16 protein-coding genes are annotated in these 13,657 nt (G+C 66.7%); 10 read left to right on the forward strand and 6 right to left on the reverse strand.

The features are described from left to right. Positions 1–226: 226 nt before the first annotated feature. Genes fliP through fliF form a run of 4 tightly spaced genes read right to left on the reverse strand, consistent with a single transcriptional unit; the run spans position 227 to position 3,478 of the window. Positions 227–952 (reverse strand): flagellar type III secretion system pore protein FliP, encoded by a 726-nt coding sequence (gene fliP, locus BLQ71_RS16255; RefSeq protein ID WP_043143050.1) that lies wholly within the window; start codon positions 950–952, stop codon positions 227–229. 3 nt (positions 953–955) lie between these two features. Next, a complete protein-coding gene (locus tag BLQ71_RS16260) occupies positions 956–1,243 on the reverse strand; it encodes a FliM/FliN family flagellar motor switch protein (RefSeq protein WP_074622468.1) in 288 nt (95 codons plus the stop codon). Continuing rightward, positions 1,236–1,859 (reverse strand): FliH/SctL family protein, encoded by a 624-nt coding sequence (locus tag BLQ71_RS16265; protein WP_074622469.1) that lies wholly within the window; start codon positions 1,857–1,859, stop codon positions 1,236–1,238. The genes BLQ71_RS16260 and BLQ71_RS16265 overlap by 8 nt, the downstream gene beginning before the upstream one ends. Further along, a complete protein-coding gene (gene fliF / locus BLQ71_RS16270; RefSeq protein WP_043143047.1) occupies positions 1,856–3,478 on the reverse strand; it encodes a flagellar basal-body MS-ring/collar protein FliF in 1,623 nt (540 codons plus the stop codon). The genes BLQ71_RS16265 and fliF overlap by 4 nt, the downstream gene beginning before the upstream one ends. A gap of 116 nt (positions 3,479–3,594) precedes the next feature. Between fliF and BLQ71_RS16275 the strand changes: the two genes are divergently transcribed. The 6 genes from BLQ71_RS16275 (at position 3,595) to BLQ71_RS16300 (ending at position 7,313) form a co-directional block, all read left to right on the forward strand. Continuing rightward, positions 3,595–4,107, forward strand: coding sequence for a flagellar basal body-associated FliL family protein (locus BLQ71_RS16275; RefSeq protein ID WP_074622470.1), 513 nt, complete (start codon positions 3,595–3,597; stop codon positions 4,105–4,107). 11 nt (positions 4,108–4,118) lie between these two features. Beyond that, positions 4,119–4,466 carry a hypothetical protein gene (locus BLQ71_RS16280; RefSeq protein WP_043143043.1) on the forward strand — a complete coding sequence of 116 codons (348 nt, stop codon included), beginning with the start codon at positions 4,119–4,121 and terminating at the stop codon, positions 4,464–4,466. A 34-nt stretch (positions 4,467–4,500) separates the two neighbouring features. Continuing rightward, a complete protein-coding gene (locus BLQ71_RS16285; RefSeq protein WP_074622471.1) occupies positions 4,501–5,172 on the forward strand; it encodes a MotE family protein in 672 nt (223 codons plus the stop codon). 139 nt (positions 5,173–5,311) lie between these two features. Next, positions 5,312–5,866 carry a L,D-transpeptidase gene (locus BLQ71_RS16290; protein ID WP_172428576.1) on the forward strand — a complete coding sequence of 185 codons (555 nt, stop codon included), beginning with the start codon at positions 5,312–5,314 and terminating at the stop codon, positions 5,864–5,866. After that, on the forward strand, positions 5,863–7,029 hold the full coding sequence (locus BLQ71_RS16295; protein WP_074622472.1) for a geranylgeranyl reductase family protein: 1,167 nt from the start codon (positions 5,863–5,865) through the stop codon (positions 7,027–7,029). The genes BLQ71_RS16290 and BLQ71_RS16295 overlap by 4 nt, the downstream gene beginning before the upstream one ends. Before the next feature lie 92 nt (positions 7,030–7,121). Then, entirely contained in the window at positions 7,122–7,313 is a 192-nt protein-coding gene (locus tag BLQ71_RS16300) for a hypothetical protein (RefSeq protein ID WP_139168479.1), read from the forward strand. Between the two features lie 4 nt (positions 7,314–7,317). On the opposite strand, the gene BLQ71_RS16305 is transcribed toward BLQ71_RS16300, so the two are convergent. Beyond that, a complete protein-coding gene (locus BLQ71_RS16305) occupies positions 7,318–7,989 on the reverse strand; it encodes an arylesterase (RefSeq protein ID WP_074622474.1) in 672 nt (223 codons plus the stop codon). Positions 7,990–8,004: 15 nt separating this feature from the next. On the opposite strand from BLQ71_RS16305, the gene BLQ71_RS16310 reads away from it, so the two are divergent. From BLQ71_RS16310 to BLQ71_RS16320, 3 genes are all read left to right on the forward strand, one after another. Beyond that, complete coding sequence (locus BLQ71_RS16310; protein WP_074622475.1) at positions 8,005–8,697, forward strand: ABC transporter ATP-binding protein; 693 nt, start codon at positions 8,005–8,007, stop codon at positions 8,695–8,697. Continuing rightward, a complete protein-coding gene (locus tag BLQ71_RS16315; protein ID WP_074622476.1) occupies positions 8,694–11,210 on the forward strand; it encodes an ABC transporter permease in 2,517 nt (838 codons plus the stop codon). Before BLQ71_RS16310 ends, BLQ71_RS16315 begins: the two co-directional genes overlap by 4 nt. A gap of 84 nt (positions 11,211–11,294) precedes the next feature. Further along, positions 11,295–12,239: an inositol monophosphatase family protein gene (locus tag BLQ71_RS16320; protein ID WP_069211221.1), complete on the forward strand. Its 945-nt coding sequence runs from the start codon at positions 11,295–11,297 to the stop codon at positions 12,237–12,239. Positions 12,240–12,247: 8 nt separating this feature from the next. Here the strand turns inward: BLQ71_RS16320 and BLQ71_RS16325 are convergent, their stop codons facing one another. Next, entirely contained in the window at positions 12,248–12,937 is a 690-nt protein-coding gene (locus BLQ71_RS16325; RefSeq protein WP_069211220.1) for a helix-turn-helix transcriptional regulator, read from the reverse strand. A gap of 64 nt (positions 12,938–13,001) precedes the next feature. On the opposite strand from BLQ71_RS16325, the gene BLQ71_RS16330 reads away from it, so the two are divergent. Then, the gene (locus BLQ71_RS16330; protein WP_074622477.1) at positions 13,002–13,610 is read left to right on the forward strand and encodes a glutathione S-transferase family protein; all 609 of its coding nucleotides are present in this window, start codon (positions 13,002–13,004) and stop codon (positions 13,608–13,610) included. The last annotated feature ends 47 nt before the right edge of the window (positions 13,611–13,657 follow it).

The following is a 13,657-nucleotide window of genomic DNA, read 5'->3' on the forward strand; positions in this document are numbered from 1 at the left end:
CGCCCTTTTGTCCTATAGACCTGCGGCTCGGACAGGATGGAACGGCGGCCGGGCCCGGCTTGCGGCCAGCCGAGCATTGCCACGAGTTCCCGCATGCCCGTGTCGCCGCCGCCTGCCTACGCTTGCACCTTGCTTTCGACCCACTCTCGTCGCGCCAGCCGTGAAAGCACCACTGTTTCACTGGCCTTTGCCGCATTAACCTTAACCGCGTTAACCTTAATGCTGCCTAAAAATATCCACGCACGAGGCTCCCGGCGAGCAGCGCCCAACCATCCGCCAGGACGAAGAAAGCCAGCTTGAACGGCAAAGACACGATCGCCGGCGGAACCATCATCATCCCCATCGACATCAGCACGGCGGCAACGACAAGGTCGATGATCAGGAACGGCAGGAAGATCAGGAACCCCACCTGAAAGGCCCGCGCCACCTCGGACAGCATGAAACTGGGCACCAGCACCGATAGCGGCGCGTCCGGCGACAGGGTGGTCTCGACCGCATCCGGACGCAGGTCGGCCATTGCGCGATAGGTGTCCGGATCGGCGCGGCCTGCCATGAAATCGCGAAAGGGTTCGATTGCCAGAACCGCGGCTTCCTCAACCTCTATCTGTTCCTCCAGCAAGGGCTGGACGCCCGTTTCCCAGGCCTCGTTGAAGACCGGCTCCATCACGAAGTAGGTCAGGAACAGTGCCAGGCTGACGATCAGCATGTTGGGCGGCGACTGTTGCAGGCCCACGGCCTGGCGCAGGATCGCCAGCACCGTCACCATGAAGGGAAAGCAGGTCACCATGATGGCAAGGCCCGGCGCCAGGCTCAGCAGGGTGATCAGCGCGATCAACTGGATCGAGGTCGCCGTGACCGACCCGCCATCGCCCATGTCGATGGCAATGGACTGGGCGCCGGCCATGCCCGGCAACAGCAGGCAAAGCGCCAGCACCGGCAGAAGGATACGCATCGCTCAGGCCGGCGACTGCAGGTCGACCACCTCGGTGATGCGGACCGCCAACTGGCCGGACCCATCGCCATCGACAACCTCAAGCACACCGATGGCGATCAGCTTTTCCCCGACATAGAGCTCGACCGGATCGTCGAGCTGCTTGTCCAGCGTCAGCACGGAGCCCTCGTTCAGTTGCAGGAGTTCACGCACCAGCGGGCGGGCGCGGCCCACGGAAACCGTGATCTCGATCGGGACCGAGGTAAAGGGCTTGCCCTGATCGCTGCGGGCGGCGGTCTGCGCGCTATCCATGTCTCATCTTCCTCTGGTTGTCATGTGCAAAACCCGCGACGGCCTCGGCCAGCGAAGCGGCAAGGTCGCTCAGGTCGATCTGGCGTTCGGTTGCGCCAAAACGGATGTCGGCCTGTTCCTCGGCCAGCGAATCGTCCGGGGTCAGGCAGATGGGAAATCCGAAGTCCTGTTCGAGCAGCGGCTCGACCGCCTCGACCCGATCGGGGTGTACCGCGATCACGACGTCCATCCGTCCGATCTCGAGGCTCATGGCCTGAAGTTGCTGGACGATGTGATGACCCAGTGTCTGCCGGGCCATTTCCGGCAAGAGCGAGCGGACCATCTCGTCCAGCAGCGGCGTCACCGCGTTCATCACCTGGGTATAGGCCTCGTGATAGGTGAAACTCAGGTCCTGGAGATGCTGACCGAAGGCACTGGAAATCCGCGTGCGGTCGTCGGACTGGGCCTTGACCGCATCGTCCCAGCCCGCGCGATACCCTTTCTCGAAGGCCTCGAGTTTCTGCCCCTCGATCTCGGCCTCGGTGATCCGCGGTTCGGAGGGTTCCGGCTGCGCGGCGGGACCCGCCGCCTTTGCCTTGGCGCCAAAGTCCTCGAGCAACTCCGCGAGCGCGCTCATGTCGCGTCTTCCTTGTCTTCCTCAAGCCAGCTGCGCAGGATCTCAACGGTTTCGGTCTTGCGTGCCTCGATCAGGTTGCGCAGGCGTTCGACGGGATCCTCTTCTGCCGGGGCATCGAAATCGACCATGCCCATGCCACCGAAATCCGGGCCGTCCGCCAGTACGGGCAGGTTGTCGAAACCGCCGTCGGGTTCGATCTCGCCTTCCAGCGCCTCACCTTCGGCCGGCAGGCCCGGCGCGGGCAGCGCACCGGCGCTGGCCGTGACCGTCTCGCCACCGCGCGACAGGATCGGGCGCAGGACAAAGAGCCCGAGGATCAGCGCCACCACGGCAAGGACCCCCATCTGGATGAGCCGCATCATGTCGAGAGACCCCGAGAACAGGCCCGGTTCCAGCGGGCCGGTGCCAAGGCCGTCGGGACGTTCGAACGGCATCGACCGCAGGGTGATCTGGTCGCCGCGCGTCTCGTCGAAACCCACGGCCGAAGCCACGAGGTCGCGCAGCGCCTCCAACTCGGTGTCAGGCAGGGGAACAAATGTCTGGGAGCCGTCGGCGGCCGGTTCAAAGCTGCCGTTGACCAGGACAGCGACGGTCAGCCGCTTGATCGCGCCGGGCTGGCGGGTGATCTCGCGCGTGGTCTCGGAAATCTCGTAGTTGATTCGCTCTCGCGTTTCGGACTTGGCGGTAGAGGACTGGTCCGGACCGCCGCCCGCGCCGCCATCGGGCAGATTCGACGCCACGGTGACATCGCCCCCACCGCCCAGGTTTTCCGACTTGTCGGTGCGCTCCTCGGTGTCGGTCGAGACGATGACGCGCCCGTCGGGATCGAAGCTGTGCTGACGGATCAGTTCCAGCTCCGTCACCGTGTCGACGCTGACCTCGACCACCGCGTTGCCGGATCCGACGCGGGCCTCCATCAGGCGCTGGACGCGATCGCGCAGCAGGGCGGCCCGGTCATCCGCGGTCACGCCGCCGCCGGTCTTGTCCTCGGCCCCGATCAACCCGCCCTTGCCATCGATCACGGCGACATTCTCGGGGATAAGCCCGGGAACGGCCGAGGCGACAAGGAATTTCAGCGCCCGGGCCTGCGCCGCATTCAGAACCGCGCCTGTGGTGGTGACGGAAATCGAGGCCGTGGGCGTGACATCGCGCTGAAAGGGGTTCGCGCTGGAGTTCGCGATATGGACGCGGGCGCTTGCGATCTGGGGATTCGAGACGATCGTGCGCGCCAGCTCGCCTTCCTTCGCGCGCCAGTAGGCGGCGTCGAACATCTGGCTGGTGGTGCCGAAACCGGACAGACCGTCGAGCAGTTCGTACCCCTGGCCGCTGTTGGCTGGCAGCCCCTCGCTGGCAAGGGTGAGTCGCAGCGCGTCGCGCTCTGCCTCGGGGACGAAAATCGCCCCGGCCCGCACGTCATACTGAACTCCGCGGGCCTCAAGCGCCTTGACCACGTCACCGGCGGCATCGTTTTCCAACCCCGCATAAAGCAGTGCCATGTTGGGGGCCGACGCCAGACGCGTCAGACCGAGAACCGCCAGCATCACCACCACCGTGGCGCCAATGACGATCATGCGTTGACGCCCGGCAAGGGCATTCCAGCTCGACAGTACCTGATTCAAGACCGACCTCCGCTCCAAACATTCTGTTCGGTTGTGCCGAGGTTCCCCTATTCGCCTTAACAATCAGTTAGCCCCTTTTCGTTACAACGAGCCCATCGCCGACGAAGAGGTAAAGAATGTCTGACGCCACCGTTGATGAAGACGAGATTGCCGGCAAGAAGCCGTCAAAGCTGCCGCTGATCATTGGCCTGGTGCTGGCGCTTGTTGGCGGCGGCGGCGGGTTCTACGCGGTGCAGTCGGGGCTCTTTGGCCTTGGTGGTGGCAAGGCGGCGGACAGCCACGCCTCGGCGGATCACGGCGAACCGCATGTGGCGACAAAGGCCCTGCCCGACGTCACATTCGTCGAGGTGCCACCGGTGCTGATCTCGCTGGGGCCGAACGCCCAGGCGACCCACCTGCGCTTTCGCGCCAGCCTTGAGGTGCCGTCGGAATACAAGAGCGAGGTCGAGAAGATCCTGCCGCGCATCCAGGACGTGCTCAACAGCTACCTGCGCGCGCTCGAAGCGCAGGACATCGAGGCGCAGGGCGCCCTGGTGCGGCTGCGTGGCCAGATGCTGCGCCGGATCAAGCTGGTGGCCGGCGAAGGCCGTGTGCGCGACCTCCTCGTGCTTGAATTTGTCCTGAATTGAGGGAGATGGGAATGGAAGCGATTGCAGATATCCTGCTGGTGGCGGGCGCCCTTGGCGCCGGTTTCTACTGTTTTATCCTGGCGCGGCGGCTGTCGCGCTTTACCGACCTGGAAAACGGCGTCGGTGGCGCCGTCGCGGTACTGTCGGCGCAGGTCGACGACCTGACCAGGACCCTGGGCAGCGCCCAGAAAAGCGCGGGCGAATCGAACAAGTCGCTGGGCGAGCTGACCGACAGGGCCGAAGACGTGGCCCGCAGGCTGGAACTGCTGGTGGCCTCGATGCACGACCTGCCGCAGAACAGCGCGCCGCCACAGCAGGACGCGAAAGATCCGGTTTTCCTGCGCCACTCGCGCAACTGAGCGTCCGCATCGCCACGCAACACGAGGGTTGAACATGGCCAAAGCCAAGGTTTCCGCGCGCACCGGCGCCGCAAGATCCGGGCGCAAGGCGCCCAAGCGCAAGCCGCGTGGCGCCCTCGCGGCGATCTGCGCCCTGCTGGTGACATCCGGCCTGTTGCGGCTGGCCGTGGGCGCCAGCGAGGCGATTGCCCGCGAAGGCGATACCGCCCCGAAACCCCAGCTCGAGGCGGCCCTCGCGGCGGATGCGGCCAAGGCTCGGCCAACTGCCGGGCAACCTGCGCCGCGCGTGGTGGCAGAGGCCGACATCAAACCCCTGCTGGAGGCGCTCGACGCCCGCGAGGCCCGCCTGCGCAAGCGCGAATCGGCCATCGACGTGCGCATGCAGGCGCTGGCCGTCGCCGAAGAGGAAATCGAGCGCAAGATGCAGGCACTGGCCGAGGCCGAGGCCAGCCTGAAGCAAACCCTCGCCCTTGCACGGACCGCCGCCTCGGACGATGTCGACAAGCTGACCGACGTCTACGCCAACATGAAACCCAAGCAGGCCGCAGCCCTGTTCGAAGAGATGGACCCCCAGTTTGCCGCTGGTTTCCTTGGCCGGATGCGCCCGGATGCCGCCGCCGCGATCATGGCCGGGATGACCCCGCAATCCGCTTATCTGGTCAGCGTGATCCTGGCCGGGCGCAACGCGGATGTTCCCAAGGAGTGATCCCTCTCACCGCTTGGTGTGCCACGTGGGGCGCAGTTGCACGGCAACGTGACGCCCGTGCGGCTGTCACGGGATTGCTTTTCAGACCGTCTTGGGCCACATAAATTGCCGCACTCGGGATAAAATCGCAGAGGCTGCCATGTTGAACCGCCGTACCTTCCTTGCCGCCTCGGCCACCGCCGCGGCATTCCCCATGCCCGCGCTCGCCTATTCGGTGGACACGAAATTCAAGCCGCAGGTCGTCTCGATCAAGCCGGACCTGAGCCCGGGCCAGATCCTCATCCTCTCCAAGGCGCATTTCCTCTACCTGGTCGAGGCCCCGGGGCAGGCGCGCCGCTATGGCGTCGGGCTTGGCACCGCCGGGCAGGCGATTTCGGGCACCTACGATGTCGGCGGCAAGAAGAAGTGGCCAACCTGGCGTCCGACCGACGCGATGATCAAGCGCAACCCGAACGCCTACGAAAAATTCATCGACAACGACTATGTCCAGCCGGGTGGTCCCGGCAACCCGCTGGGCGCGCGGGCGTTGTACCTTTATCGCAACGGGCGCTATACCTTCAACGCGATCCACGGCACGACGGCCCCGCGGTCGATCGGTCGTTCGGTGTCGAACGGCTGTGTCCGGATGATCAACGATCACGTGATCGACCTCTACGAACGCGTACAACCCGGCGCCAAAGTCACCGTTCTGTGACGGGTGGGCGCGCGCAGGCATCCGGGCGCTTCGATCTGATCGTTCTCGGGGCCGGACCCGCCGGGTCCGCCGCCGCGATGAGCGCGGTTCAGGCCGGGCTGCGCGTTGCGCTGGTCGACAAGGCGCGATTTCCCCGTAACAAGCTGTGCGGCGGTGGCCTGACCGGCCGCGCCATTTCGCGCTATCGCCAGACCTTCGGCGGAACACTGCCACCCGTTCCGCTGGAACGTCGCGACATGTTCACCTTTCATGCCTACGGTCAGCCGCTCGGCGACAGTCGCGATGCTCCCCCCCTGCACCTGGGTATGCGCCATGAGCTGGACGCGGCGCTGGTCGAACAGGCACTTGCGGCAGGTGCGGTGGATTTCACCGGGCAGAGCGGCACGCTGGACCCCGATGGCCCGGCACTGGACCTGCCCGGCGGCCGGATCGAGGCGCCGCTGCTGATCGCCGCCGACGGCGTCAACAGCCCGACAGCGCGGACACTCTTTGGCGCCGCCTTCGACCGGACCCGGATCGGATTTGCCCTGGAGGTCGAGCATCCCGGCGCCGATCCCGACCGCCCCCTGCGCATCGATTTCGGCGCCGCGGACTGGGGCTATGGCTGGCAGTTCCCGAAACCCCGGGGCACCACTGTGGGCCTCGGCGGCGTGATGTCCCGAAACGCCGACATGAAAGGCGCGCTCGCCCGTTACCTTTGCCAGCTGGGCCTGCCGGACACATTACCGGTCAAGGGACAGTTCCTGCCCTTCGGCGACTTCCGGGCCGTCCCCGGCAAGGGGCGCATCCTGCTGGCCGGCGATGCGGCGGGACTTGTGGACCCGATCACCGGAGAGGGTATTGCCCATGCGCTGGACAGCGGCGCGCTTGCGGCCCGCGCCGCCTGCCACGCTCTTGAACTGGGCGCGCCGGACAAGGCCCTGACCGGCTATACTAACGCGTTGCGTCCGATCCATCGCGGCTTGCGCCATGCCCGACTGTTGCGGAACCTCATGTTCCGCGAAACCCTGCGCCCTGCCTTCATCCGCAGTTTCCGCAACTCTCGCACCCTGCGCGGCGAATACCTGCGCATGATGGCCGGAGAGACGGATTATGGCCCCCTGATGCAGAAGATGGCCGCGAGACTGCCGGGCTTTGCCTGGCGCGCCGTCAGCGGAACATGAAGAATCTTAACGAATATCCCCCGCGCCACGCGTCGGGTCTTAAGGCTTTGTTAGGGTCTGACCACGTACCTTCCAAACAGATGGAGGGTGTAGTGGCTATTTTCTCTTTCCTTATAGGTTGCACGATCGGACTGGCCTGCGCGGTGGTCGGATGGCTCGGGTTCGACATGTCGTTGCTCGCCGCCTTCGGCCTTTACCTCAGCGTCAGTCTGCTTGTGGGCATGGCCCTGATCCTGGCGTCCTTGCACACCCTCGACCACGACTGCACAGAGGTCGACGCCTGACCGGTCAGCGGTCAACCCGTGCAATCAGCGCCTCGACCTTCGGCCCCACCGCCTCGACAATCCGTGCCACGCCTGCGCCATTGGGATGGATGCCATCGGGCTGCATGTAACGGCCAAGGTCAGCCGGCATCTCGCCGTCCTGCATCAGACCTGCAAAGAAACTCTCCAGGTACAGCGCGTCATAGGCCTCGGCCAGCTCGGGATAGATCGCGTCGAACTGTGCCTTGTAGTCGGGACCGTAGTTCCCCGGCGCCGACATCCCGATCAACAAAACCTCCAGCCCGCGCGCCTCGGCGACCTTCAGGATACCCTCGATATTGGCGCGCGCCGCCGCCGGGTCGATGCCACGCAACAGGTCATTGCCGCCCAGCGCCACAATCATCGCCTGGATCTCGGGCGTGAGTGACCACTCCACCCGCGCCAGCCCGCCCGCCGTGGTATCCCCCGACACCCCGGCATTGACGATCCGCACCTCGTGTCCACGTTCGGCCAGCCAAGCCCGCAACTGTGGCACGAACCCTTCCTGTTCGATCAGCCCGTAACCCTGCGTCAGGCTGTCGCCCAGTGCCAGGATATGCACACGCTCCGCCGCCGCGCCGGTCGCCAGCAGCAGCAAGACCACCGCCAATGCCTTGTTGCGCAAGCCCAACAGCCCATATCTGACCCAGTGCAACATGTTCCGAGGCCCCCCGTGTCCAATGCCGTTCTCTCGCTCCAAGATGTCACCCTCAGCCTCAAGGGCAATGCCGGATTGGTGGAAATCCTGCATGGACTCTCGCTGGACGTGACGCTGGGCGAGACACTGGGCCTCGTCGGGCCGTCCGGCTCGGGCAAATCCTCGCTATTGATGATCATGGGCGGGCTGGAACGGGCCAGCACCGGGCAGGTCCATGCCCTGGGCCACGACCTGACCACGATGAGCGAGGATGCCCTGGCCCGGTTTCGCCGCGATCACATGGGTGTGGTGTTCCAGTCCTTCCACCTGATCCCGACCATGACCGCGCTGGAAAACGTCGCCACGCCGCTGGAACTGGCAGGCGACCGGCGGGCATTCGACCGGGCGCGGGAGATGCTGGAGAAGGTCGGGCTGGCCGCGCGTGCCGATCATTACCCTGCCCAGATGTCGGGCGGCGAGCAGCAGCGCGTCGCCCTTGCCCGCGCGCTGGCACCGAAACCGGACATCCTGCTGGCCGATGAACCCACCGGCAACCTCGACGGGGCCAACGGCGCGGCCATCGTCGACCTGCTCTTTGGCCTGTCGCGGGAACATGGCGCAACGCTGGTGCTGGTCACCCATGCGCCGGACCTCGCCGCGCGCTGCGATCGAGTCGTGCACCTGAACGACGGCCGCGTCGCCTCGACCGAGTTGAGGGCCGCGGAATGAGCCTTGCCACTTCGGCGCGCTTTGCACGGCGCGAGCTGCGCGGCGGCCTGCGCGGATTCCGCATCTTCCTCGCCTGTCTTGCGCTGGGCGTGGCCGCCATTGCCGGCGTCGGCTCGGTGCGCTCGGCGATCCAGACCGGGCTGGAAGATCAGGGCGCCGTCCTGCTGGGCGGCGATGCCCTGGCCGAGTTCACCTACCGCTTTGCCACCGAGGACGAACGCGCCTGGATGCAGGAGACCGCGACCGCGGTTTCGGAGGTTACGGATTTCCGCTCGATGGCCACGGTGACGCGCGACGGCACCACGGAACGCGGTCTGACACAGGTGAAATCCGTGGACACCGCCTATCCCCTGCTGGGCGAGATCGTGCTGGAGCCGCCGATGCCGCTGGCCGAGGCGCTGGCGGATCACGGTGCCGTCATGGCCCCGATCCTCGCCGACCGCCTGGCGCTGCAACCCGGCGACACATTCCGGCTGGGCACACGAGATTTCACCCTGCGCGCCACCATCGCCGTCGAACCGGACGATGCCGGGGACGGGTTCGGCCTTGGCCCGCGCACCATCGTCCGAACCGCCGACCTGAAAGGCTCCGGCCTGCTCAGCGAAGGGTCCCTGTTCGAAACTGAATACAGGATGCTCCTGCCGCCGGGCACCGACCTCGACACCGTCCGCGCCGGGGCGTTGGAGCGGTTCGAGGACAAGGGCCTCAGCTGGCGCGACGCGCGCAACGGCGCCCCCGGGATCGCCCGTTTCGTCGAGAGGCTGGGCAGTTTCCTCGTCCTCGTCGGGCTGTCCGGTCTTGCCGTCGGCGGAATCGGCGTGTCGGCGGCGGTGCGCGCCTATCTTGCGCGCAAGACCAGCGTAATCGCCACGCTGCGCACTTTGGGGGCCACCCGCAGCACCATCTTCCAGACCTATTTCATCCAGATCGGCATGCTCAGCCTTGTCGGCATCGCGCTGGGCCTGGTCCTGGGCGCGCTGGTGCCGATCCTCTTTGCCCCGCTCATCGCGGGCGCCTTGCCCGTCCCAACTGTCTTTACCCTTTACCCCGGCGCACTGGGCGAGGCGGCACTCTACGGGGTGCTGACTGCGCTGCTGTTCACGCTCTGGCCGCTGGCACGGGCCGAGGAGGTGCGCGCCGCGACCCTCTTTCGCGACGCGCTGGACAGCGCGCGCCTGCTGCCCGCCTGGCGGTACGTGCTGGCAACGCTGGTGCTGGTTGCCCTGCTGGTCGGCAGCGCGACGCTCTTTGCCGGGCGGCCCGGGCTGACGCTCTGGATCGCGGGCGGGATCGCCGGGGCGCTGCTGGTGCTGCTGGGCGCCGCCTGGGCGATCCGCTGGCTGGCGCGCCTTGCCACGCCGGCCACGCGCGGCAGACCCACATGGCGCTGGGCGCTGGGTGCCATCGGCGGACCACGCGAAAGCGCCGGGTCGGTCGTGCTGTCGCTGGGCCTGGGCCTGACGGTGCTGGCCGCCATCGGGCAGATCGACGGCAACCTGCAAAGCGCGATCCAGCGCGACCTGCCAGAGGTCGCGCCCTCGTATTTCTTTGTCGACATCCAGAAGGACCAGATGCCCGGCTACCTCGAGCGGCTGGAAAACGATCCCGCGGTCAGCCGCATCGACAGCGCGCCCATGCTGCGCGGTATCATCACCCGGATCAACGGTCAGCCGGCGACAGAGGTCGTGGGCGAACACTGGGTCCTGCGCGGCGACAGGGGCGTGACCTATTCCGAAACACCGGGCGCACGCACCACCGTTACCGCCGGAGAATGGTGGCCAGAGGGCTACAGCGGCCCGCCGCAGGTCAGCTTTGCCGCCGAAGAGGCCGAGGAAATGGGCCTGAAACTTGGCGACACGCTGACCGTCAACATCCTGGGCCGCGACATCACCGCCACCATCACCTCGTTCCGAGAGGTCGATTTCTCGACCGCCGGGATCGGCTTTGTCATGACGATGAACCCCGCCGCGCTGTCCGCCGCGCCGCATACCTTCATCTCGACCGTCTACGCCGAGGAAGCGGCAGAGGCGCAGATCCTGCGCGATCTCGCCGGGCAATACCCCAACATCACCGCCATCCGAGTCCGCGACGCCATCGACCGGGTCAGCGAACTGCTGGACGGGATCGGCCTGGCGGTGCGCTGGGGCGCGGCGGCAACGCTGCTGACCGGCTTCCTGGTGCTGATCGGCGCGGCGGCAGCGGGCGAGGGCGCGCGCACCTACGAGGCGGCGGTGCTCAAGACCCTCGGCGCCACCCGCGCCCGCATCCTGCAAAGCTTTGCCCTGAGGTCTGCCCTGCTGGGCGGGGCCGCAGGGGCCGTGGCGCTGGGCGCGGGCATCGCAGGGGCCTGGGCGGTCATGACCTTCGTGATGGAAACCGATTTCGCCGTGATCTGGCCCTCGGCCATCGGGATCGTCACCGGCGGGGTGCTGGCGACGCTTCTGGCCGGCCTGGGCTTTGCCTGGCGTCCGCTGGCGGCCCGGCCCGCGGGGGTGCTGCGCGCACGGGAATGACGATCCGGACAGGCTGTCACGTTGCATCCCGTGCCCCGGACTGGCACCACCGGGAGCAACCGAAACCATCGCCGGATCTGTCCCATGAGTGATTCCCTGCCGATGCCGGTCACGGCGCCGCTGACCTCCGCCCAGCGCACGCAGCTTTTCAACCTTGTCCGCCGCGCCGCCAAGGCCGAGATCATGCCGCGTTTCCGCAAGCTTGGCACCCATCAGATCGGCGAAAAGACCGGCCCGCAGGACCTGGTGACAGAGGCCGACACCAGCGCCGAGGCGATGATAACGCGGGGCCTGCAACGGTTCTTTCCCTCTGCCGTGATCGTCGGCGAAGAGGCGGCCTCGTCCAATCCCGACCTGGTCAAGAAGATCCCCGAGGCGGAACTCTGCTTTACCATCGACCCGGTCGACGGCACCTGGAACTTTGCCAAGGGCCTGCCGCTGTTCGGGGTCATGGTCTCTGTGCTGCGCTTTGGCCGCCCGGTCTTTGGCCTGCTCTACGATCCGGTGCTGAACGACATCGTCTGGGCCGATACAGAACATCCCGCCCAGATGCAGCTACCGCGCCGCGACAGCCGGTTCGTCAACACGGATCATGACCAGAACAAGCCACTGGACCAGCTCAACGGCTTCGTGCCGCTGTTCCTGATCCCCGAGGACAAGCGCGCCGAAGCCGCCGCCACCCTGCCGAAATTCGGGCGGGTCTGGTCGCTGCGCTGCGCCTGCCACGAATTCCGCACGCTGGCTCAGGGTGAGGTCGACTTCGTTCTGTTCGCGAAACTCACGGCATGGGACCAGCCCGCGGGCGTCGTCGTGACGCGGCAGGCGGGCGGCCATGTCGCCATGCTGGACGGGTCGGAATACGCCGGCGACACCAGCTCGGGCTACCTGCTGGCGGCCAGCGACAAGGCAACCTGGGACAAGGTGCGCGACGCCTTTGCCTTTCTGTTGGACGCCCCAGCGCCCGACCCGGCCCCGGCGCCCGAGAAAAACGCTTATCCGGGTGAACTGGCCGTCGACAGCGACGCCTGAGGCACGCCCTAGGCCCTGCTCTTGCAGCGGGCCGCGTAGTCGCGCAGCAAGGGCACGCGCCGGGGGCGAAAGCTGCGCCCGTTCAGGGCGGCGCTTTCGATCCCCGAGGCATGGAACAGGCGCCAGTCCTGCCGCAGGCAACACCAGACCAGCACCATCAGGGCGCCGTCCGAATAGCTGATCCCCAGCGGCCAGACCTCGCGCTCGGTCACCTGGTCCTTGAGGTCGCGATAGCGCACGTCCAGTGCCAATTCCTCCCAGCAGGCTTGCCGCAACATCGCCATGTCCACGGTAAAATCCACCGGCCTGGGCGGCGCGCGAAAGCTGCGCAGGGCCGTGTGCATGGCCTGCCGCGATTGCCCGTCCGCCAGCGTGGCGATGATCCGCGCAAGGGCGGATTGCCCCGCCGCCTCCAGCGCAGAGTCACCTGTCTGGCGCAGCTCTCCGACCGCAAGCACCAGCGCCTCGATCTCCAGCCGGGAAAAGCTCTGCGGCGGCAGGGCGGGATCCTCGGTCAGCCGATAGCCCACCCCCGCCTCACCATCGATCAGGGCGCCCCCCGCGCGCAACGTGGCAATGTCGCGGTACAGCTGGCGCCGCGAGACACCAGTTTCCTCGGCCAGCCGCGTGGCCGTGACCGGCGCAGGCAGGCGGCGCAGCGCGTCCATGAGGCGAAAGAGGCGATCGGTCCGGGCCATGCTGACAGCATCTGTCAGCAGGTGAGCGCTAAAGCAAGGCATTCCCGAGTAACAGGAGAGACCCATGCTCACGCTTTACCACGCCCCGCGCTCACGCTCGACCTCCATCATGGTGCTGATCGAGGAGATGGGGATTGCCGACCAGATCGAGGTCATCGAGGTCACTGTCGCCCGTGGCGATGGCAGCGGCGCCCCGGACGCAAAGAACCCCCACCCCGAAAAGAAGGTGCCCTACCTGACCGACGGCACCGACACTGTGCGCGAACGCGGCGCCATCATCGCCTACCTGACCGACAGGTTCCCCGACGCCGGCTTTGGCCGTCCCGTCGGCCATCCGCAGCGCGGCGCTTTCCTCAGCTGGCTGTTCTTCTACCAGGGCGTGATGGAACCGCTGCTTGTGCTCGACTGGGCAAAGATCGACCATCCCATCGTGCAGGCGACCTTTCGCGACATGAAAACCGTCGTGACCCGCCTGGCCGAGGCACTCGACGGCCACCCCTACCTGCTGGGCAACGACTATTCGGCGGTGGACCTGCTGCTGTCGAGCCCCTTCCAATGGCTGCCGGACGCCGCGCCGGACAACCCCGCCGTCAAGGCCTGGATCGACCGTTGCGCCGACCGTCCGGCGATGAAGACCGTGGCAGAGCGCGAAAGCGCCGAGGTGCAGGCCTGACTCCACAAACGACAATGCCCTCGCAGCTCCCTGCGAGGGCATTTTCT

Source organism: Antarctobacter albus, assembly GCF_900101505.1.
GTDB classification, from domain to species: Bacteria; Pseudomonadota; Alphaproteobacteria; order Rhodobacterales; family Rhodobacteraceae; genus Antarctobacter; species Antarctobacter albus.